Annotated in this window: 20 protein-coding genes; all 20 read right to left on the minus strand. The window is 43.8% G+C overall.

What is annotated here, in order from left to right:
* Positions 1 to 70: 70 nt before the first annotated feature.
* Complete coding sequence (locus SBI19_RS20700) at positions 71 to 946, minus strand: LCP family glycopolymer transferase (protein ID WP_317971418.1); 876 nt, start codon at positions 944 to 946, stop codon at positions 71 to 73.
* Between the two features lie 81 nt (positions 947 to 1,027).
* Complete coding sequence (locus SBI19_RS20705) at positions 1,028 to 2,827, minus strand: ABC transporter ATP-binding protein (protein WP_317971419.1); 1,800 nt, start codon at positions 2,825 to 2,827, stop codon at positions 1,028 to 1,030.
* A gap of 4 nt (positions 2,828 to 2,831) precedes the next feature.
* The gene (locus SBI19_RS20710; RefSeq protein WP_317971464.1) at positions 2,832 to 3,275 is read right to left on the minus strand and encodes a lasso peptide biosynthesis B2 protein; all 444 of its coding nucleotides are present in this window, start codon (positions 3,273 to 3,275) and stop codon (positions 2,832 to 2,834) included.
* Positions 3,276 to 3,344: 69 nt separating this feature from the next.
* Complete coding sequence (locus SBI19_RS20715; protein WP_317971420.1) at positions 3,345 to 3,629, minus strand: lasso peptide biosynthesis PqqD family chaperone; 285 nt, start codon at positions 3,627 to 3,629, stop codon at positions 3,345 to 3,347.
* The gene (locus tag SBI19_RS20720) at positions 3,629 to 4,564 is read right to left on the minus strand and encodes a phosphoenolpyruvate carboxykinase (ATP) (protein WP_317971421.1); all 936 of its coding nucleotides are present in this window, start codon (positions 4,562 to 4,564) and stop codon (positions 3,629 to 3,631) included. Before SBI19_RS20720 ends, SBI19_RS20715 begins: the two co-directional genes overlap by 1 nt.
* Positions 4,565 to 4,642: 78 nt before the next feature.
* Complete coding sequence (locus tag SBI19_RS20725; protein WP_317971422.1) at positions 4,643 to 4,786, minus strand: paeninodin family lasso peptide; 144 nt, start codon at positions 4,784 to 4,786, stop codon at positions 4,643 to 4,645.
* Positions 4,787 to 4,818: 32 nt separating this feature from the next.
* Positions 4,819 to 6,750 (minus strand): asparagine synthase-related protein, encoded by a 1,932-nt coding sequence (locus tag SBI19_RS20730; protein ID WP_317971423.1) that lies wholly within the window; start codon positions 6,748 to 6,750, stop codon positions 4,819 to 4,821.
* Positions 6,751 to 6,987: 237 nt separating this feature from the next.
* Complete coding sequence (locus SBI19_RS20735) at positions 6,988 to 8,031, minus strand: glycosyltransferase family 4 protein (protein WP_317971424.1); 1,044 nt, start codon at positions 8,029 to 8,031, stop codon at positions 6,988 to 6,990.
* 49 nt (positions 8,032 to 8,080) lie between these two features.
* Positions 8,081 to 9,268, minus strand: coding sequence for a nucleotidyltransferase domain-containing protein (locus SBI19_RS20740; protein WP_317971425.1), 1,188 nt, complete (start codon positions 9,266 to 9,268; stop codon positions 8,081 to 8,083).
* A gap of 32 nt (positions 9,269 to 9,300) precedes the next feature.
* Entirely contained in the window at positions 9,301 to 10,638 is a 1,338-nt protein-coding gene (locus SBI19_RS20745) for a UDP-glucose dehydrogenase family protein (protein ID WP_317971426.1), read from the minus strand.
* A 221-nt stretch (positions 10,639 to 10,859) separates the two neighbouring features.
* Positions 10,860 to 11,411, minus strand: coding sequence for an acyltransferase (locus tag SBI19_RS20750; protein WP_317971427.1), 552 nt, complete (start codon positions 11,409 to 11,411; stop codon positions 10,860 to 10,862).
* A 497-nt stretch (positions 11,412 to 11,908) separates the two neighbouring features.
* Positions 11,909 to 13,285: a sugar phosphate nucleotidyltransferase gene (locus tag SBI19_RS20755; RefSeq protein WP_317971428.1), complete on the minus strand. Its 1,377-nt coding sequence runs from the start codon at positions 13,283 to 13,285 to the stop codon at positions 11,909 to 11,911.
* A 21-nt stretch (positions 13,286 to 13,306) separates the two neighbouring features.
* Positions 13,307 to 14,794, minus strand: a complete 1,488-nt coding sequence (locus SBI19_RS20760) for a lipopolysaccharide biosynthesis protein (protein ID WP_317971429.1) — start codon at positions 14,792 to 14,794, stop codon at positions 13,307 to 13,309.
* A 75-nt stretch (positions 14,795 to 14,869) separates the two neighbouring features.
* A complete protein-coding gene (locus SBI19_RS20765; protein WP_317971430.1) occupies positions 14,870 to 16,033 on the minus strand; it encodes a glycosyltransferase family protein in 1,164 nt (387 codons plus the stop codon).
* A gap of 370 nt (positions 16,034 to 16,403) precedes the next feature.
* A complete protein-coding gene (locus SBI19_RS20770) occupies positions 16,404 to 17,231 on the minus strand; it encodes a hypothetical protein (protein WP_317971431.1) in 828 nt (275 codons plus the stop codon).
* A complete protein-coding gene (locus tag SBI19_RS20775; protein WP_317971432.1) occupies positions 17,228 to 18,334 on the minus strand; it encodes a glycosyltransferase family 4 protein in 1,107 nt (368 codons plus the stop codon). The genes SBI19_RS20770 and SBI19_RS20775 overlap by 4 nt, the downstream gene beginning before the upstream one ends.
* A 29-nt stretch (positions 18,335 to 18,363) precedes the next feature.
* On the minus strand, positions 18,364 to 19,503 hold the full coding sequence (locus SBI19_RS20780; RefSeq protein ID WP_317971433.1) for a glycosyltransferase family 4 protein: 1,140 nt from the start codon (positions 19,501 to 19,503) through the stop codon (positions 18,364 to 18,366).
* 36 nt (positions 19,504 to 19,539) lie between these two features.
* The gene (locus tag SBI19_RS20785) at positions 19,540 to 20,448 is read right to left on the minus strand and encodes a glycosyltransferase family 2 protein (RefSeq protein ID WP_317971434.1); all 909 of its coding nucleotides are present in this window, start codon (positions 20,446 to 20,448) and stop codon (positions 19,540 to 19,542) included.
* An 18-nt stretch (positions 20,449 to 20,466) separates the two neighbouring features.
* Complete coding sequence (locus tag SBI19_RS20790) at positions 20,467 to 21,042, minus strand: acyltransferase (protein ID WP_317971435.1); 576 nt, start codon at positions 21,040 to 21,042, stop codon at positions 20,467 to 20,469.
* Positions 21,043 to 21,055: 13 nt separating this feature from the next.
* Positions 21,056 to 22,321, minus strand: a complete 1,266-nt coding sequence (locus tag SBI19_RS20795; RefSeq protein WP_317971436.1) for a glycosyltransferase family 4 protein — start codon at positions 22,319 to 22,321, stop codon at positions 21,056 to 21,058.
* Positions 22,322 to 22,349: the final 28 nt, after the last annotated feature.

Below are 22,349 nucleotides of genomic sequence, written 5' to 3' on the forward strand. Positions count from 1 at the left end.
TTGGATTGAGAACCATCGAATCTTCAAAATGATAGATACAATTCGTATCACTCAAGACATAGAAAGGCCTTTACTTCGCCTGCTGATGCTCTTTGAGCATATTGTGGATGTGCTCCACTTCTTCCGGCTGAACGATATAATACCAGATCTTATCGATCGTTTTACCGCTCCCTTTAATCTCGACTGTATCGACGTGGCCGATAACGGAACGGTATTTGGTCGCAAATGTTTTCATCTCATCAAAGGTAACGTTCGTCTTCACGCCGCTGCCGACCTGATCCAATATGGACTGAATCTTGGTCATGTTCTGGATGTTGGCTGAGTGATCCAGCAACGATACGATGATGTCTCGTTGTCTGGAGTTTCTGCCCAAATCTCCTCGCGGATCCTCGTACCTCATACGCGAATATAGCAGCGCATCTTCGCCGTTCAGCTCTAGCTGTCCTTGAGGAAAAGCATGCCCAACGCTTTCAAATGCAAAAGGGTTGTCAACTTTCACGCCGCCAAGCAAATCAATAATCTTGCTGAAGCTCTCCATATTAACCTTCACGTAATAGTCGATTCGGTAATCGAGGAAGTGCTCGATCGTCTGCAGCGACATATCGACGCCGCCGAAAGCGTAGGCATGATTAATTTTGTCCGTAGTCCCGTGCCCGATGATCTCCGTCCGCGTATCGCGCGGGATATTGAACATCAAGATAGAGTTTGTGCTCGGGTTGACCGATAAGATAACGATCGTATCGGAACGGCCCGGATCATTCTCGCGCTGATCGACGCCAAGCATCAATACCGTGAAGGAATCCTTGTCCTCTATGGAGACAGGCTTTGTCGGGATCGGCGTTGCCTCAGGATCCTTGCTGATATAGACCGGACGGGTAGGCTCCTCGTAAATCGTGTGAACCGTTTCTTTGATTTGCGAGTATACGTAGGCCACATAGATAGCCACGATCAGGATAAGGGTCCCCACGGAAGCAGAGACCCAAATGACGATTTTCTTCCACTTGCGTTTAATAAGCGAGCCCCCCTTTTACACCGCACCCTGCTGGTAGGACAGTAACTTGCTGAATGATCCTCTTAGTTCCATCGATAGCTGCATATAAGAACCCTCCTGCACAACCTGCCCTTCATCAATGACGATGACCTGGTCAGCATTGCGGATCGTGGACAGTCGATGTGCGATAACGATGATCGTCATCTTCCCTTTCAGCCGTTCAATGGCTGCTTGAATCTTCGCTTCGTTCTCGTTATCGAGTGCACTCGTCGCCTCGTCCAGCACAAGAATGGACGGCTTGCGAAGGATCGCTCTGGCGAGCACGATACGCTGCCGTTCGCCGCCGGACAATCGAATGCCCCTGTCGCCAATAATGGTGTCCAAGCCTTCCGGAAGCTTGCGTACGAATTCATCTGCCGCCGAGAAGTTTAGCGCTTCCCACATTTCGTCTTCGGTTGCATGAGGATCTACAAGCATCAGATTGTCGCGTATGCTGGCATGGAATAAGAAGGGTTCCTGCGAGACGAAGCTGAACATGCGGCGAATGGTCTGCATATTGTTCTCTGTAAGCTGTACGCCATCGAACAACACCTCGCCTCTCTCAGGCTGGATGAGACCGATAATCGAATCGATCAGCGTGCTTTTGCCTGCGCCGGATTTGCCGACGATTGCCGTCATGCTCCGAGCAGGAATGGTTATGTTCACATCGTTAAGCGCATATTCGCTTTGGTCCTCGCTGTATCGATAATACAAGCCCCGGCACTCAATGCCGTGAGCCATCGCGATTGGTTTGTAGCTGCTTGCAGGCTTGAATAGATCCATCTCTTGGGCTTGTTCGCATTCCCGCTCCAATGTTCTAAGACTCTTGAACGCCGGCAGCGAAGATAAGATAGACTCCCAGCTGTTCTGAACCGCAATGAACTTCGGCCATAATCGAGAGAAAATAACGACGATGAGCAGCAGCTGGCCCGCCTGAGAATGCAGCACTTCGAAGGAGACATATATTAAAGCACCAATTAGAATCGCCGACGTAATTTTGTAAAATTGCTGCGTATTCGATTGCAGGCGTACGAATTGGGTCATATTCGACTCTAGTTGTTCACATAGTTTCTTGAACCAGCCATAATGCTGGGATTCCAGCGTATTCGTCTTAATGTCCTTTATCCCATTGAAATGGTCGGTAATATTAGCGATATACTGCCTGGACAGCTCCGATGTTTCTTCCCCGATCTGCTTCGCGCGTCTTGAGAAGCGGCGCGAGAATAATGCAAGAAGAAGTCCGCTTGCCAGGACAAACAAGGTCAGCTTATACGATAACCAGATTGCAAGAGCGAGCTGGATGGCCATAAAGACGAAGGTGGTCATGAGCTTCAAGACTAGATTGGTGCCCATAATAATGCGGACAAGCTCGTAGTTGAGAATATGATTGATGTCTGATTTCCTCGTCCGAAGAAATAGACTCCAATCCGATTGAATCAGATCGGTATACGTTTTGAGACGTATATCGCGGATGAAGGATTGCTGGATATGACTGCTTTGAACGATTTGATTTTTCTGTATGATGGATTGCACGATGATTAGAAGGATATAGACGGCAAGCATCGTAAGGAGGCGAGCGTGCGGAGGAATATCTTGCACCACTCGGTCGATATGGTGAAGAAAGGGGATATTCACTGAACCGATGCTTACAAGGCCTGTAATGCCGAGCAGCGGTACGAGCAGATAGATGCTGAAGCCTTCGATCGAGCTAATGACGAGCATCGTAATCAAGTTCAGATACAGCTTCATCCCCGATACGGTATGCATTCGCTTCATATAATAGATAAGATCAGACATGCGATCACCTCATGGTCTGTACGATATTCGGCTCTTGTTCGACTGTGTTGCCGAATAACGCAACGACAGTAAAGTGCTGCATTTGTTCATAGCCTGTCAAGTAGATCTTGCCGCTGCGCAGCCATGCATGAGCAATCATTTGGCCCGACGAGTCTTTGCCTGTTCCAAGGTATAGCGTACTGGAAACGCCGCGACGCTCCAGCATCTTGAGCGCTGCGATCGCTTGAACCAAGCACATGCTTTCCCACCAGGTGTAACGGCTCATGCTTCTCACTGCCTGCGAGACGCTTCTTACGGTTTGCTCATCCGCTGCGCCTATACTATCGAATGGCGTCTCCAACATCTTCGCGCCCAGCTTCGGAACGACGTTGGCAAACGGGAACATCTTCAATATGCGAGCCCAGCCCAAACTTACCCAAGCTTCAACATACAACCATTTGCGTTTCATCGGCCAAGCTGCGACAGCCTTCAGTTTGCTTAACAAGGGGCACTACCCCTTCCTAGTGGAATAAAAGGATCAAGATGCTTGAACAACGATGAGCTGCTCCTTAGCCAGTTGTGCCAAGAAATCGACAACCTGCGTCTCGCATTGCTCCTCGGAAACATCGAATTCACTAGTGAGCTCGGATACGATCGCATCTACCGTCTTGGGCGATTCGATCAAACTCCATATCCGGCCGCCGATTTGTCCGAGATTGAAGTACTTGCCGGACTCGATGCGGAACATGACCGTCTCACCGTTCATGTTGCTTGCCAGATTGCCTTGCGCTTGAACAACCGTCTCATGCTTAGCGATTTTCATTATACGGATACCCCTTCCAAGGTTTCATTAAGTAAGATGGACACCAGTTCATTCACTTGAAATCCGGTTGTTGGCCGATTCAATCGGAATAAGCCTGCGGTCTCCGAAATACGGGTTGTGAATTGAAAATGCCATTCCATCAGCCCCAGCAATGGAATGTGGAAATTGCGGTAAGTATGATGGAATAAAAGCGGCAGACGTTCAAGGCCGCGCAACGGCTGGCACGATGGATAAGGATCCCCTGTCTGTACAAGCTCGATAACGCCGGCCAACGGAATGCATTCGCTGGCGAATTGATCACGAACCGGTATCGCATATTTGGGCCGATTGTCGTTCCGATATAACGTCTCTAATCCGCTGCTGGTCATCTGCAAGCCGGCTACGCTTTCTTCCCACAGCTTCTGCTGCGGATATGAAGGAATGACCATGGGTTGGCCTGTATTCGAGTCCAGCGAGATCGCAATAACGTCATCTGTAAGCAGCTTATAGCCAAGGCGCAGCAAAGCTGCTGCAAGCGTTGACTTGCCTGCTCCAGATTGTCCAACGATCGCGTAGGCTTGTTCGCCAATAACAACCGCGCTGCCATGCAAAGGCAAGAGATTCCGATACAGAAGCATCACGCCCATGCAGCTGCCCAGCAAATATAAACGAAGCTTCCTCATGCTATATCCCGCAGATGGAGATACCGTGATGACGCCGTCTCTCGAAACTCTGAATATTCCGACATCTGGAATGTTAAGATAGTAGCTGTGATCAATGTAAGTGTAATGTGCCCGTCTCACATCCAACGATTCCCACGTCGACTGCAGATCTCCGAGTACAATGTCCACATCAGGTATCCCATCATAATGGTCGACGGCATACAGCTCCGGGAGCGGAATCTCGCTCCTCAGAATAAAACCGAAAGCTTGATAGACGGCCCATGCCTGACTCATTGCTAAATCCCCCTGTTGGAGTGATCTAATACAGCCCAAGCTGTATTAGATCACCGGTTAAGTACGGATGAATGAAACTTAGGAAGGATCGTACAAGTCAGCGTCGATAACGTTACCGTCTTTATCGAACACTACGCTGTCAGTAGCTTTGAGACCGAAGCCTGCCATCGTTTGGCTTACTTCCAATACTTCAACTGCTGGAGCTTCCCATACTTTTTTCATATTTTTCACCTCCCTTCAAGGCGCGTTTATGTTCAGGCAAGCCTTTTCAAGAAACGATATAAGACTAGACTTCTGATCACGATCTTCATATCCGGATCGGTCGCGAGCTCTGCCCTTGGCTGCTGATTCACTTTGGCGAATGCGGATCGAACGCGATCGATATTCAGATACTGCGACACTAAGCCGCTGCTGCACAGCTCGTCGATCTCCGCCGCGAACGAATGCCATTGCGGCAAGATGCGGTGAACCCAGTCCGAGCCTTGCACGCCGCGAGAACGCTGATTTAATCGAACCGCATCTGCCAGCAGTCCATTCATAGACCGCCGGACGAGCGCTCGATCCATTCCATTCTGGACGAATTGGTCAAGCGGAAGCGATAAACAGAAACGAATCACTCGCGGGTCATTGGTCGGATCTCGCTCGATCACGCCATACCGAAGCGATAGCTTCGTCGCCACTGTTCCCTGCATCCCGACTACTGCGGCGTTCTCATAGAACTTCTGCCGTTCGTTCATCATCGTTAAGGAGAATCCGCCAACGCCTACTTCATAGGGCTTCAGCCGCTCATACACATTGGTTGATCTAGCAAATGCAGGATTAATGAATTGATACTCATCATTCACGGGTCCAGGAGAACCCGCTGCTCTTCTAGCGAATGCCTTCTCACCGATAAACTTCAGCATCCATTTGCGCCCAACGCCCATGTTCTGTGAATACTGCTTAAGCTCCTGACCGAACTTCAACATCCTGAACCGTTTTAACAGATGGACATAATAATCAGTGGCATCTCCCCAAGAGATGGAGTAGTTGCCCCCTGCCCCCATGAGCATGAGCGCTACGCCTTGGTCTGCAGCAAACTCCTTAATACCTTTGAACCAGAACGAATTCTCAATAAACTTGTAAGGCATCTCCATAATGTCAAGCCACTCGTTCATCTCCGAGAGCGAGCTCTTGCCATCAAAATCAAGATAATGGTCCGCGATATTCCCGGCGTTCCGAACCGTCTCCTTAATAAAAGGCCGTTCATCCGGCAGCCGCGTCCGCTTCGTCCATGGTATGAAATCCTGCGGAGGAATATAGCTGTACGTATGTAATGGTTTGTTCGCGCTCGCCAGCTCACGCGATGCGATGCTTACGACCGATCCTGAATCAAGCCCACCGCTGAGCGTTGCGCCAATCGGCTGGTTCGTGCGGAGCCTCGCTCTAACCGCTTGCGAGAATACATCCCGAAAAGCTTCTTCGTATTCCGCATTCGACTTCAACTTCAGCTTCTGTTCCGGTTCAACCGACCCGTACTTCGACAGCGTCACTCGACCATTCTTGACGAGTAAACGATGCGAAGGCGGCAGCTGTTCGATGTCCTGATACACCGTTCCTTGCGTATCGACACAGTCGAGCACGAGCGGAATCGTAATGAACTCCGCCAGCCACGACTCCCGAACACGCTTCGTCACGCCCTTCATCATGTGCAGCGGCTTCATTGTTGAAGCAAAAGCAAACCGGCCCGCATCATGATGGAAGTACAACGTCCGAGTCCCTACAAGGTCTCGTGCGCCGAACAACGTCTGCTCGCGTTGATCCCAGATCATAAAAGCAAAATCACCATATAGATATCGAGGACAGTCATAGCCCCATCGTTGATAAGCGCGAATGATAAGCTCACAGTCCGAAACCGTAGAGCTTCGTTCTCTGGCAATTCCTAACCGTTCGAATAATTCTTCACGGTTGTCGAGAATGACGTCGGCCGTGATCACAATTCCGCTGTCATCATCTAGATAAGGCATCGGACTGTAGCATTCATCGGCCAGCAGCCTTCTCTCGCCGCACACAAGCACGATCGAATCTCTGTGCCAGCTCCCAATGGCGTCTACGCGATAATCTCGGATCGACTCCATCAGCTGCTGTGTGTCTTCATCAGAGATGTTGTCGTGATTGTAAGTATGAATACCTAGGATAACTCCCATACGGCCCTTCCTCTCCACACCAAATTGCCTAATTGGATTATAGCGCAAATGATACAATTTGTAACTATTTATTTTCAGAAGTATACTAATTGTATCACAACGAAGAGGACAACTCCGCTTACCCATTCGTAACTTTGAACATTTCTTTTTTCCTACAAAGAATGAGAGGTACTTATTAATAAATAAACCTACATTTATTACTTATTTCGTTTAGATAACTATATATGAGATTAATCATCAATTTATAAGTTTCTCATATAATTCCTGATGATTTTGAATAAAAGCACCAACCTCTAGACTTTGTCTATATTGTTCACTTAGTTCATTTACCTGCCATTTATCATTTATAAAATGCTCAATAGTCCTTGCAATCGACTCTATATTTTCGCTTTCAAAGGTATAACCAAGTCGATGACGATTAATTAAAGCACCTATGTTACCATGACTAGGACCAATAATTGGTATCCCCTGATACACTCCTTCAGTCATTGGACCACTATTTCCGTTAAATATAGTGCGATAGGGTAAAATTATTGCATCGGACAATTTTACATTTTGATAAAATTCTTCGTCAGATAGTAAACGTAATACTACTCGACTCTCAATATCTAAGCTACTCAATGTATGATTGATCTGTTCTTTCGTAATATTCTCTTCTTTACCAGCAATATTTATAATTAGTTTGTCATGATACTCCTTACCAATATACTTTAATGCTTGCAAGAGTAAATCCAGTCCCTTATCAGATCTTGTTCCTCCAAGTGCAGATATCACCATTTTATCTTCACTTAGACCAGCATTTACTTTCATTTCATTTCTACTTATTTGTAATCCACTGTTATAAAATACCGGATAATTAATTACGACATAATTAAAAATCCCAATCTCTTCCAATTGAGCTCCTGTAAATTCTGAATGAACTATTACATATTCTAATCGTCTACAAAACATTCGCAGTAGCTTTTGCTTAATGCTGCTCTGAGGAAATTGATGAAGTGTTCCAATTAACTTACAATGTTTAGGAAAACGATATGCCGCACCCGCCACATACAAATTATCAATGTAGAGGAAGTGGAGCACAGAAAATCGATGATTTACTTCCCCAAAGGCATATCTAAATACAGCAAATCTCTCTTTCATATATGGAACTATTGACCTTATCGGGCTAATTGTCATCATTTCTTTAGAGATATTATTTGTTGCTGGTATTTGATTCAGAGTTTTTAAATATGCTGTATGATGTCCATCTAGAATATTATCCATCAAACAAATTTGATTCATTTGATCTACCCCTTAAAATCATGTAGCGTAAAACCATTTACCATCATAGTTATACAGTTATTCTTTTTTTCTTTCTCCAAAACCACAAAATTGGACGAAGAGGAAAATACATAAAGTGAAGCCATCTTGGAAGGGTAAGCAACTTAATATCTAGATAATTTGGATAAAATCTGTTGATTCTTCGCTTCCATTGTTGGCGGGGTGTCAAAATCAAGGCGTTATATGTTCTAAAATATGCCTTTGCTGCTGATGGAGATTGTTTTCCCAGAAGATAAATATATTCGTCGATGATCTTAACAGCTTCCTCTGCTAACCTTCGAGCCTTCGCATGGTCCGCCATTGTACGACATCGTGAATCGAGCGGTACATCAAACAGTTCGGACAGCAGCACCATCACTTGTCCAGCGACATGCATCAGATCAAGTTTCCGACAGTACTCGGATACGGTATTCCATTTCATCTCGGAACGCATCATGCATTCGATATCTGCCAGCCAGCGCAGCCTGAACCAAGCATGACGGGCTCCATGTGATATCAAATAAGTAAACAGGTCCTCATGGCCTAAGTAATTAACAGGTTTACTCGTCTTCTTCGTCTGCCTTCTGCGCTCCCATAGTTCAGCGAAGGTAAACTCTCTGAACGAGTCCGAGCTCATCCGCCAGTGCAGCTCCACTTGTATGCGGCTCTCTGGATGGGTGTAGCTGAGATGATGTTTATTCCTTTTCACCGCATTCAATGCTCTAGGAACATGCTCATCCGGCTGAAAACCAAGCTGCAGCAATAATTGCTCCGCCTGCTCGAAGCTCTCCTCTGGGACAAGCAGATCAATATCCTTCGAGGTGCGCAGCGAGAAGTCGCCAAATAAGGCTTCAGCGAGCACAGGACCCTTCAGGACGAGCGATTGGATATCAGATTGCTCCATCGTATGACAGACCTTCTCCATTACGGCTGTCAATTGAAGCATCTTCATCGTATTGCGAACAAACATCTGGTTAAGTTGGGAAGTGACCTGCGCAGGAATGAAGGAAAGATTGTATTTATTGATATTCGCATACACGATTGGGTACAACCGATGCTCTTTAGTCAAATCAAGAAACCGGTCCCAGTCGATGTGGGGTCCAGCCATTGCCTCAATGACCTCTGGCGATACGCTGGACCTATCCAGCTTCATGATCGACAGAATCAGCTCCAGTTCAATTGGGAGACGGTGGATAATCTCATGGGTTCCGGTCTTCATCGTATGAGCACCTCTTTATTAAATGTATAGTCTTATAAAGACACTAGCGGAATCTGCTCTCTTACGCCTCGATTCAAGCTAGGACGCCCGACCGAGTAATAGACAAAATCTGTCCCTACCAATTGCTCTTCACTGTACATGTTGCGTCCGTCAATTAAGTTCGGCGATTTGAGCCATTGTTGAATTTCTTGCAGCGAGATTTGCTTAAACTGCTTCCATTCGGTCAATAAGCACAGCGCATCTGCATGCAGTGCCGCTACTTCTGCAGATTCGCAGTAGATAACGCCTGGGCGACCGAAGGACTGCTCGAAATTGTGTGCGGCTATTGGATCATACGCCTTAACAACTGCACCCTTATCCAGCAATGCCGATATAATCTCGAAAGCTGGGGCATCACGCACATCATCCGTTTCAGGCTTAAATGCAAGACCCCATACGGCGATCGTTCTGCCCTCGAGATCACCGAGGATCGTCTCAAGCTTATGAATAACGTTAAACCGCTGATCGCGATTGACCTCTACGACTGATTTCAGCAGCTTGAAATCATAATTGACATGACCTGCGATCTGGATAAGCGCCTGCGTATCTTTAGGGAAGCAGGATCCGCCATAGCCGATACCCGCTCGCAGAAAAGAAGAGCCGATCCGATGATCCAACCCCATGCCGCCAGCGACTTCTTCTACGTTCGCTCCAACCTTCTCGCAAATATTCGCGATTTCATTAATGAACGAAATCTTCGTTGCGAGGAACGCGTTAGATGCGTATTTAATCATCTCTGCACTCCGTACGTCCGTCACCGTAATCCGTTCAGTCAGAGGTGCATGAAGCTCGCGCAGCGCTTGCGCAGCCCTATCGCTCTCCGTACCGATGATGATGCGATCCGGATTCAACGTATCCGACACTGCAGTTCCTTCACGAAGGAATTCGGGTACCGATGCGTAATCGAAAGGAACCGATGCATGCTTCTCGATAATGGCTGCAACCTTCTCATTCGTACCAACGGGAACCGTGCTTTTCACAACGACGATTTTATAATCATGAATCTCGCGGCCAATTTCTTCTGCTACCTTCTCGATAAACGTGAGATTCGCCTCGCCGTTCGGCAGCGAAGGGGTTCCCACCGCAATAATAATGATTTCCGCCTGATTAATCGCCGCTGTCAAGTCCGAAGTGAACGTCAGTCTTCCCGCATCGGTATTGCTGGCGATCAGTTCCTTGAGACCCGGTTCATAGATGGGGACTTCCCCTTTATTCAATCGCTCAATCTTGGATGCGACATTATCGACACAAGTGACTTCATTACCCAACTCTGCGAAACATACGCCGGACACCAATCCTACATATCCCGTTCCGATAACCGCTAGTTTCATTGTCCTACACCCCTTACGTTTTGTTCCAAATATGAAAGAATAGCCTACTGATCTATGACGTTTCCTCCAATATAAAAAGGCCACTCACAATGGAGTGCCTTCTTTATCATATAAATCAGAGGGGAGTAGTCATGCCCTCATAACTTTAGAGGGTCTCTTTTGCTCGCATTAACACGTTTATGTAACAACACTTACTTGCATTTCTGCTGGTTTTGCCAAACTTATGTTAATTTAATCGGTAAATCATTGTTCGACAGGGTTTTCTCTCGGTCATATGGAAGATCTCTAACCCTTTTCGCTGGTAGACCTACATACAAGCCATCAGATTCACAATTTTTTGTAACAAGGGAACACGCACCTATCATAACTCCGTTCTCAATTTTCACACCATTTGACAAAGTGGATTTTGCACCAATCCAATTGCCATCGCCTATTGTGTAATCCCAATGAATACCCTTACCAGCTCTTTGTGAACTATCACCCATCAAATGTGATCCAGTTATTATTGTTATATCAGGTGCAAAAGCGTTATTGTCTCCAATTGCAATTTTCCCGTTTCCATGAATTCTTAAATTCGTTCCTATCCAACAATTACTCCCAATGGCCAAGCTTGCTTCACTGCTAATTGTTAGCGGGCCAACAACTTTGGAGCCAACACCAACAGTTATTCCTATCATATTCAATAAACTTCTTTTAACCCCGAAAAACCTCGTTCCCTTAAACAAGGTGTTACACAGACCTAAAACTACTAGAAATATTATCTTTCTTGCCAATGTTCTCACCCTTCTTCTCGTTTTAGTAAAACATAGGTGATTTTTTTCATTTTCAATTACTCATTTAAACAGTTATTGATGTTAAGTTAGATAAGATAAGTTGCCTCCACACTAACTAAAAATTTTTTATGAATCAAAAATACGCAGTTGCACCATGCCTAATTGGATATCCCTACAGAAGTAACTCCACCTTCATATGTGCTTTTATCGTAATATAGAATATATTAGCAATGACATATCCTAGTCGTTCCATACGAAGAAAGTTAGTCCTCCCTCTCATTTCGATTGGGTTGTATATTGTGATGTACTTGCTCTTAAATGTCTCGATATCAGGCTATTCTTATACTTTTGTCCATTTAGAGAAACTAAAACAAACGACAATACTTTATCCGTGAATAGACATCTGGCGACCTACCATACTGTTGCACTGAAGCAGCGTCCGAACGACGGCTATGCCTCTTGCCGAATGACCGAAAAATAGTAGGCTCTCGTTGTAGTCATCCCATTGAAACATTAAGGCAGTTTTCGGACATTTCCGACCATTTCGTATACAGCTCCATTACGGTATCTTCATGGGAGTGGCCGCTATGTACGATAATAATCTCCATATCCGTGCTGGCACGTAAGCCATGCAAAGTTTTCATTGGAATGTGAAGCACGTTTCCGGCTTTTACTATGATCGGAATTCCGTTCTGGACGAACTCGCCTTCGCCTTTGACAACCGTCCATACTTCTTCGCGATACAAATGCATGAGATAGCTGAGATTCCGGCCCTCTTTGATCGCTACACGTTTCGTAACGACGCAGCGGCCATCTTCATACTTCTCGTTGTCGAGAATCCGAATCCAGCCCCATTCCTTCTCTTCGAACATCGGGCCCTGGTCATAGTTAATGAAATCTTTGATCCGCGGGCTCGCGCTCTTATCCGTTACCAATATGCCATCCGGACTTACTGCAACGACTACATTCGATACGCCCAGAATGGTAACCGGAATCTCCAGCTCATTGACCAGATGGGTATTGGCGCAATCTTCGCTTATCGTTCCTCTGCCGATCTGGTTCTGCTTCATTTCTTCCGTCAGCGTATTCCATGTGCCGAGGTCTTTCCAATACCCGTCGTATGGAATTACAACAATGTTGTTTGTCTTCTCAACAACCTCGTAATCGAAGCTGATCTTCGGCAGCTCGTGGTATTGTTTAACCAGCTGATCATACTCGGTTGGATAACCTTTCGCCTTCAGAATGTTAATGAGGTACCCTAGCTTGAAAGAGAAAACGCCGCAATTCCACAGCGCCTTTCTTTCGATTAGCCCGACAGCAGCTTCTTCGGTAGGTTTCTCTTGAAAACGGCTCACGCGAAGCGAGCCTGCAACAGGAGACTGTTCAAGCTCCGGAATAATATAGCCGTATTTGGCCGAAGGATAAGTCGGTTTTACACCAACAAGCGCTAGATCCGCGTTCGTTGCTTGAATCGTCTCCTCCAGCTTCTGAACGGCATAAAAAAAGTGGCCCTCAACATAAGGGTCCACTGGTAGAATTGCAACTATTTCGTCTAGATCAACATTCGCAACGGAGTATAAATACGAGGCTGTGAGCGCGATCGCCGGGAACGTATCCCTGCGTTCAGGTTCAATGATCAGCGGCACCGTCGTGCCAAGCTGGTTGTGTACCATTTCGATTTGCGCTTTTCCAGTCGCAATATAACTGAACGCTGCCAAACCGCACTTTTCGATTTGTCCCCACACACGCTGAACCATCGAGATCAGCTCTTGATCCTCATTCTCCAGCACTTTCAGGAATTGTTTCGAACGAGCGTCATTAGACAGCGGCCACAGCCGTTTGCCTGATCCACCGGATAACAGTACAATTTTCATATAACATCTCCCCTTCTCCTATCAATTTATATCTGTGGCTTTTCTTTTCATCCTGAAACCAAAAGACTTAACTCTAAATTTCGCAGGTATCAAGATATTAAAATATTTAAGTTGCCTTGTAACTAACATTCCAATGAGATACATAGTGAAGCAAATTAAAAACTTATTTAGGAACGACAAATAAATGTTATTCCATTGCATATTCCGGAACAATATCATCGCGCCTATCATCAATAAAGCAATAATTATTTCTGGAACATTTAGAATTAGGAATCGAATGACTGACTTTTTAAAGGCTTTACCGATTAGATAGAAATATTCAATAAAGAATTTAATCACGAAGCTCATACTAACACTCCACGATAATGTCACAATATTCTGACTCCACACACCAACAATAATCATAACCAATTGGATAGGAACGTACAGCATTACGCTTCTAAACATAATATTTGTTGATCCTAAACTTCTATAAATACTGCCACAGCTTGAAGCTGTCATTTGAAACCAGATGGAGACACCTAGTGCCGCCATACATGGAACTACTTCATTCCATTTCGGCCCATAAATGATGTTAATCAGTTCGGAAGCAGCGAAATAACATACCACTGAAACGAAAACACCAAGTAACGACAGCAACTTATATATTTTTATATATTTTTCGTAAATATATTCTTTATTATCTTGATGTTCTGATAAGATCGGATGAAGAATAGGGGTTATTACATGTGTCAAATTAATAACTGGATATAACATCAAATTATAAGCCCTGCTGTAAAAGCCTAAAGCAGCACTACTAATAAACTTACCCGTCAATATACTATCCATATTTCGTGCAAAGTAATTTATCATATTGAATCCAAAATCATAAGCTGAAAAACCGAATATTTTGTTGATAGCATTCAACTTAAAATTAGCAATGAATTTAAGTCGCGTACTGGATATATTAAACATAAACGTTACAATCGACATAAAAAGTGATTGAGCAACCAGAGCATAATATGCAAGCCCAAAATACGCCAGTGAAATACATACCAACAGACTTAACCCTGATATTGCAACTGTGCGAATACCCACTAACTTAAATCTTTTTCTTTTCATTAATAACGCATTTGGAACAATATTCACTGTTGCGAAAAGCACAGTAAGGGACAACAATGAAACTATTGGAACAAACACGTCATTATTATAAAACCAGGCAATTGGAAAAGATAATAATAGAAACAAGATCATTAGAATAAAGCCTATATAAACAGTAAGTGAAAATATACTATTGTTATCCTCAGATGTAAGTGTCTTGTTCTGAATTATTCCAGCGCCAATTCCCATATCAGAAAGTAATATGAAAAAACCTATAAATACCTGCACGATCGCCATAATTCCATAATCTTCCGCACTAAGTAACCGAGCTAATAATGCATTGGCAACAATCTGTATGACGATATTCGAATATCTTGCTATAACGTTGATCATTGCAGCGGATTTAATTGACAATTCCTTTTCTTTCACAAAACCACCTACTCTTCTAGCTCATAATCCGCTTTATTTTATTTAATGGTCAAAACATGAATTTATCCCTCTCTCTTAAACACTTTCAACAATAAACCTCATTTTTTGCTCCCATGTTAAATGGTTTTCAGCATACCTACGCATTTCTTTGGAGTAGTCTAGATGATTATTCTTTAACTTTTCGTAAAACATAATGATGCTCAAGATATCGATTGCAGACTCATCAGCAGGAACCTTTTTCAGATATGCATAATCTGAGGGAAAATCACTATCGTTTAATGCGGTAATGAAAGGAATTCCTCTTGCACAATACTCTCTTATCTTAATAGAAGTATCAGCAAATACTCCTATTCTATGGAAACCTAGATTTCCAACTGCAATGTCCATGCTATCGAAAACCTCGTCAAGTTCCACTCCCCTTAATACTCCATGAAACTTAATGTACTTGTTCAGATTATATTTATTTACTTGGTCTATTAAAGGCTGTACATTTCCATTACCCACCATATGAATCTGTACTATCTGCTTTTTGTTTACATGTTCTGTATCATAATAGTTCCTTAACCCTTCAATTAAGCGGTCATATCCGTGCCAATGGTCAAATGTGGCTACACATATCAGGTTGATTCCTTCATGAGGGATATTTTTCTTTAAGAAAACACTCCTTACATTGACACCATTCGTAGTAAAAATAAAACCCTTTTTCTGTAACCCCTCTTCAGCAGCGATTGCCACGTTATTGGTAAGGAATCTACTGATATACCGATGCATAAGGTTATAGAATAGATCCTTAATATTCTTCGCTTTCTCATGGCTTTTTGAATATGTGGGTATTTCCCAATACACCTTCATATTTTTTTTCGATATCGATCTAATAAAAAAAGCTACACTAGAAGTGATAGGCTGGATATTGCGAATATAAACCGATTCTGGTTGATGCTCATTTATCATCTGTTTTGCAAAATTGAGGAACTGATTTAAACGAATTAAACTTGATAACCCTTTAAAATACTTGCTTCTATTTTCATCAAAGCATCCAGTTTGTGTATATTTCATTTGATTTATCTCTATTAAATCTCCATTATTCACTTCATATAGTACTACACTGTCATTTCTTGAAATGATCAATCCCGTCGAATACCCAAGATTATTAATCGCAATACATTGCTGCCTGATCTTGTTTAATATTCCTATAATTTCAGACTCTTCTCTAAGGAAACATATATATATATTTTTCATAAACCTATTCCTTTATTTTTAGATTTGTAAAAATCACAACCCAAAATACCCAGGAGATTAATACGCCAGGCAAAAACATTACGTTTTCCGCACCTGAATAAAATAATAGTACAATCAACAAAGATATGACTTTGTATTGGTGATGCTTAAGTGAATAAAAAGTAACAAGAATAATATTAAAAACGAAAATGGCCATACCAACAATTCCAAATTGTATTAGATGAGTAACATACCAATTATCAGAATATGTTAGACCTTCGATAACACCAAGCCCAGATGCATTGACTGGCGCCACTCCAAAAATAACCGCATGTTTTTGTACTAGAACATTAATGTTATTTATTAGATTCGAACTTCTACCACTCGTATCTTAAAAGAAGCTACTGTAATTAAACCTTAATAAAAACATAGTTAAAAAAGGCAATAGAATCCCGAATAATATTGAAAGCTGCAACTTCACATGAATTTTTGATGCCATGTATAAGTACATATTAATAATAAGAAACAATACTGTACTATATACTGCCGTTCTCGAACCCGTCGCTAACAAAAATACTGAGAATACCAATATAGACAAAAATAGAACTGTTTTATTTATATACTTTAACTTGTAAAGATAGAAAACAAGAATTAATTCTAAGAAAAAGAACATGCCGGCAGTGTTGGGATGTGAAAATCCAATATTCCCCCTTGCTTCTCTGATTCCTGTTGTTAACCAACTATAATTCTGACTATTAATTTGGTTCAAATTCGTCAGCATATTGTAAACGAGGATAAGACTATTCCCAACAAACATTGCCAATATTACTTTCTTATAATTTGCTTGATTAACAAAAGAAATGGTCCCTCTGATCGCTGCTATAAAAATCAAAAACAATATTATATAAACCAAATTTTGAACAGACGAATAATTAAATACAGTAAGACCGATGAACGGCGAAATCGTGTATACACAAGTGAACAAAATGAAAATTAATTGAAAAGGTTCTCTCTTATCAAACATCTCTCTACAAAAAATAAACAACAGCACCATTCCAATAAAAGGTATATATTGGACATAAGGCAAGTTAATATCTTTGATATTTATTAACTGATTACTGAAAGGGACGGCAGCTATTAGCAACATCATATAATTTCGATTTCGATTGGTCATTTCAACCTTCATATCAAAATTGGCACCTTCGCTGGTATTTTTCATGCAATTTTCCTAATTTTCATAAACACTTCAATATGCCTTACAGCCATCTTCTCTATCGTATATTCATGAGATGTATTCAAATTATTAATGCATCTCTGATCGTAATTTACACTATTCAACAATTTAACCATTCCAGTTTGAAGCTGATCAACATCATTAATAGGGATGATTAGTCCATTTTCTTCACCATTTATCATCTCCATACCAGCCACACATTTACTTGTGGTTATAATCGGTAGTCCTTGTGACATAGCCTCATTTATTACCAATCCCCATATATCCTCGCGGGTTGGTAATACAAATAAATCAGATGCTTGATAATATTTGGCCAATTGGGGAGGTTTCATAAAATCTATAAAATGAACATTAGTAAGTTCAAATTCATGCTTCAAACGAATGTACTCTTCTGTCGGCTGCCCTCCAACAATATATATTCCTATGTTGTTATCTAGGTCCTTACATGCTTCCAACAAAACGTCATAGCCCTTCCGGTGTATAAATTGCCCAACCGACAAAACTATCTTATCTTCGAGCATGCCAAGTTCCCTTCTGATTTTCAACTTTTCTTCGGTTGAAAGGGGCTTTTCCAGGATCATTGCTTTCTTTATAGAGGTGAACGGATAAACATATATTTTTTCTTTTTTCGCTCCATAATACTCCAAATACTCATTTGTTATTGCTCCTGTGCTAAGCCAAGCGCTTGCCGAGCTAATAAAATACTTTTTGATCCTGTAGTTTATTCTGTGTTCAGTCTTTTTCATACCTCCATCCGAACTAAGAATAAACGGTATATTTCTCATCTTTAAATATTGAATTGCCATCATCCCAGTTGGTGTATGATAGGCACCAATCACAATGACATCATACTTTTTAAGTGATAAATATTTAAGCACCTCAGGACAAAAAGCATCTGCACTACCCTTTTTTATGCCCTTCATAAATACAGCATTGAACTTTGTAACCTTATCTGCAAGCCAGTTTGCATCTCTACTCTTATCAGTCTGGCTTTCAAACAAAACCGTCAAATCACAATATTTTCCTAACTCATTAAAGAAATCCACTCTATACGGTGAAGGAATGTTTGTTGTAAACAGGACTCTCATCGATATCCCCCGCAGCTTTATAAATCAGATTAGAAATCAAAAACCTTGTGATATCCTGTGTGGCTCACTTTAAGCTCGTTATTGTTCATCACGTACGCAATGACATCCTTCGTTCTGCGGCTGAATTGTTCATGATTGAGCTGTGAATACCGTTCAATCTCGTCTACAAACCCTTGAATGTCATCGACTCGAAACACTTTCCCGGCTCCGTACCGATTCAGATCCTGCCATGGCGTCTGATCGCTCAATAAAGTGTAGCAGCCAGCTGACAACGCTTCTTGGATCACGTGTCCGTAGTTCTCGCCCAGTGTCGGAAACAAGAATACATGGTGCTCTCTCAAGGTTTCGACGACCTGTTCGGAGTCCACATTGCCGGCATACGTCCACTTCACATTAGACGGCAGCTGCTGAAGCTCAGCTTGGCACGCATCCCAATACTTCGGCTCGTGAATCGGCCCATAGATGGTGAATTCAATATGGCTGCGGACCCGCTTCAGCACTTCAATTGCGCCGATAAGGTTCTTCTTAGGAGCAATTCGGGAAATCCATACAACCTTTAGATTCCCTTCTGCCTTGGCCTTATCGATCACTGTATCTTCCACCTTGCGCGGAAGGTCCTCCGCGATGACGAAGTTGTCGAACGTTCTGACCTGCTCGCTTATTTCCTTGACTTCCATCTCAGAAGTAGCGGACCAGTAAATGTTCTTGAACATGCCCGTCATATTGAACAAGGTCGTAAACAGCTTCTTCTTCTTATACTTGAGCCTGAATTCCATAGGGGAGAACAAGCCCATCGCAGCAACGAACACTGGTTTCTTGATCTGCCCGATCCGCTTCAGCAGCAGCGTGTTGATGGCATAATCGCTGAAGCATCCGCATACGTAAACAAGATCAACCTGACTCGCAAGCTTCTTAATAACGCTCCGCGTAAAGCCCTTCGGCGGTACGTAGTAAACTTGTGCATTGCCAACCTGATTCCAGTCATGCACCTTGACGTTCGGATAAGCTTCCGTATCGCCATGGTCCCGATCACAGGTAAGAATATTAAAGTTGTACTGGTCTCCGAGGTAATCAACGAGATTCTTGATCGACCGAACAGGACCGCCGTCTTTGTAACCAGGCAAGTACCTGCCTGTAATAATCAAGATATTTCGTTTATCCTTCGTCATGCGATTCTCTTGTCTCCTCGATTATGTAGTAGCGGCCTACGCCTTGAGGTCTCCCTGCATCTGCATGGGCCGATCGTACTTCTCGCATTCATACATCTTGGCATCGACCAAGAATCGGTACCAATAAGCCTGCAGGAAGTGAAAAATTCTGCCTTCCGGTCCATCCAGAAACCCGAGCTTCACATAGTACCGGTAAAAAAAATAGAGGTGTGCGCGAAAGAATTTGGGAAGTCCGTAATATCCCCGATTCTTCACGACCCTCTTCATCTTGGCCTGCTTGGATGAAATACCGTTCTCCAGCAGCGCCGCTGCTTCCATGGCATGTTCGACCGTCATCTGGTGGTCCAACACTTCGCGGTTGCTGTACCAGTTATGCTTGTTGATCCACCACTCGAGATCCTTCTGATTATTATCAATGAGATCATGCTTGAAGTTTACCGTTGCGCCTTCCTGCAAGATCATGTGTTCATCCATAATCTTCTGCTCGCACATCGCCTTGCCGGTTCGGAATATACGCAGCAGCAGCTCCGGATATCTTCCGCCGTGCTTGATCCAACGCCCCATGAAATAAACGCGTCTGCGCAGAACAACGCCGGTAACGCTATCTGCTAGCGTTGGCAGTTGACTGTTGATTTCTTCAGCCAAGTCCTGCATCAGCTCTTCGTCTGCATCCATACGCATCGACCATTGCGTCGTAATGTTCGTCTGCGTCAGGCCCCAGTTCAATTGGGTCGCATAGTCGATCCACTTGTTCTCGTAGAAATCAAGGCTGCTGCCTTGCGCTTGAAGCTCAAGGTTTAACTGGGTGCATACTTGCTCCGTCGCATCCGTACTGTAGCTGTCCACGATAACGAACCGCTTGGCAATGCCTCGGAACGATTCGATGCATTTCCGAATGTTTTTCTCTTCGTTCTTCGTTAGAATCACGACTGTGAGATCTACCATAACGAAATTCCTTTCTAATTAAGAGGGTACACTCTCATTAGCGTTTAGTTTCTTTACGACCCTGGCCGGGTTGCCGGCGATAATGCTATTGTCCTCATATACGCCGCTGACGACTGCCCCGGCGCCAACGACACAGCCATCGCCAAGCACTGTCCCCTTCAGGATGATGGAGTTGCAGCCGATAAAGCAGTTTTTCCCGATCGTGACGGGCCTCGTCCTGATCTTCTCTTTGATATCCGCGTTGCGCGCTTCTATCTCTAGTGGGTGGAAGTCATTGTCCAGTATCTTCGCATTGCCGCCGATATTCGTGTAGTCGCCAATCGTAATGGAGCTTCTTGCGTAGATCGTCGCACCGGAGATGCCGACATTGTTCCCGATCTCGATCTTCGCCTCAGGCGTTCTTGTCATAATAATCGTGCGCTGATACAGCCCTACTAGATTCGACAGGAACGATGAATTAATCGTTACATGATCGCCTATGATGAGCTGCGCGCCTGATTTGTTGAAAATGACAGGTACGCCCTTCAGCCTCAAGCCTTTCCCATACTTCACCTTCGTGGCGCGCAACAATAACTTAAACCAATTGCTGTTCATAGTGCAGCCCTCATCATAACAAGATTGAGATCTCTTCCGTATATTTTCGAATCGATACTTCCTTCGTCAAATGATTGACTAGATAAGCTCTCGCCCGCTCGCTCATGCCGGATGGAATGGCAGAGTCACGTTCGGCCAAGAACCGTTCGATGATCTGTTCAACCTGATCATAGTTGCCTGGTTCGGTAACATAGCCGGATGTCGTTTCTTCAATAATAAGACGTGCCTCCGAACCGGGCTCCAGCACGCCTAATATCGGCTTGCCTGCTGCCATGATGCCATACAGCTTGCTAGGAACGGATACGCCCTTGATCCCTTTCGCATTAATGCACCAGTGGACGTCGCCTGCGTTCAGGCTGTACACCAGATCGGATTTGTCCTGGTAAGGGATGAAGATGACGTTATCCAAGCCATGCTCGTTCTTATATTGGACCATCCGATCTCGAATCGACCCTTCGCCTACAAAAACAAAGGCTACATTATCGCGAGCTTTGAATCTCGCAATGACGGGCATTAGATTTTCCAGATCATAATAAAGGCCCAGGTTGCCGGAATACATAAATACGAATTTGTTATCCAATCCGTACTTCTGCTTGAACGCTGCGACCTTCTCATGATCACTAGGCAATGGATAGATTTCCTTCTCATCGATCCAGTTGTTAATGAATACGTGGTTCGGCACCTTCCTGCCCTTGAACCTGTCTTTCAGCGTATCGACCATATCTCTTCCAACGACAATGACTTTATCGGCCCGGCTGCAGCTGAACTTATCGAACCCCATCATCGCTTTCAAAACCGGCTTGTTCTGACTATAGCCGACGGCTAACGTCTGTTCCGGATTAAAGTCTTGAATGTTGTAGATGTACTGAGCGCGTTTCATCCATTTGCCCCATACCCCAAGAAGACCTCCCAGAATGGGAGGCTGCGAAATGGAGTATACAAAGTCCATAGGACCCGCCTTGAACGTCGCGATGAGAGCGCCGTAGAAATAAGCGATTATGTTGCGAATGCGGCTCAGCTTATTCTTCTTCGTAAATTCCGGAACTCGGATCCGAATAACCTGCACGCCGTTAATGTTTTCTTTATAAAACATCTTCCGTTTATAGTCTTTGTCAATAACTCCCGTATAGGAAGGGACGACGCAGATGACGGTGATGTCGAATGTCTGCAGCATGCCTTCCGCCAGCTCCTTCAGAATCTGGCCGGTGGATGCAACGTCGGGATGGTAATAGTGAGCATAAATGAGCAGTCGGCTCTTCTTAACGATAGGAGATTCCATATTTAAGCACCCTCTCTTCCGGCGCTGT

Source organism: Paenibacillus sp. CCS19, from assembly GCF_033239625.1.
Lineage (GTDB): Bacteria > Bacillota > Bacilli > Paenibacillales > Paenibacillaceae > Paenibacillus_T.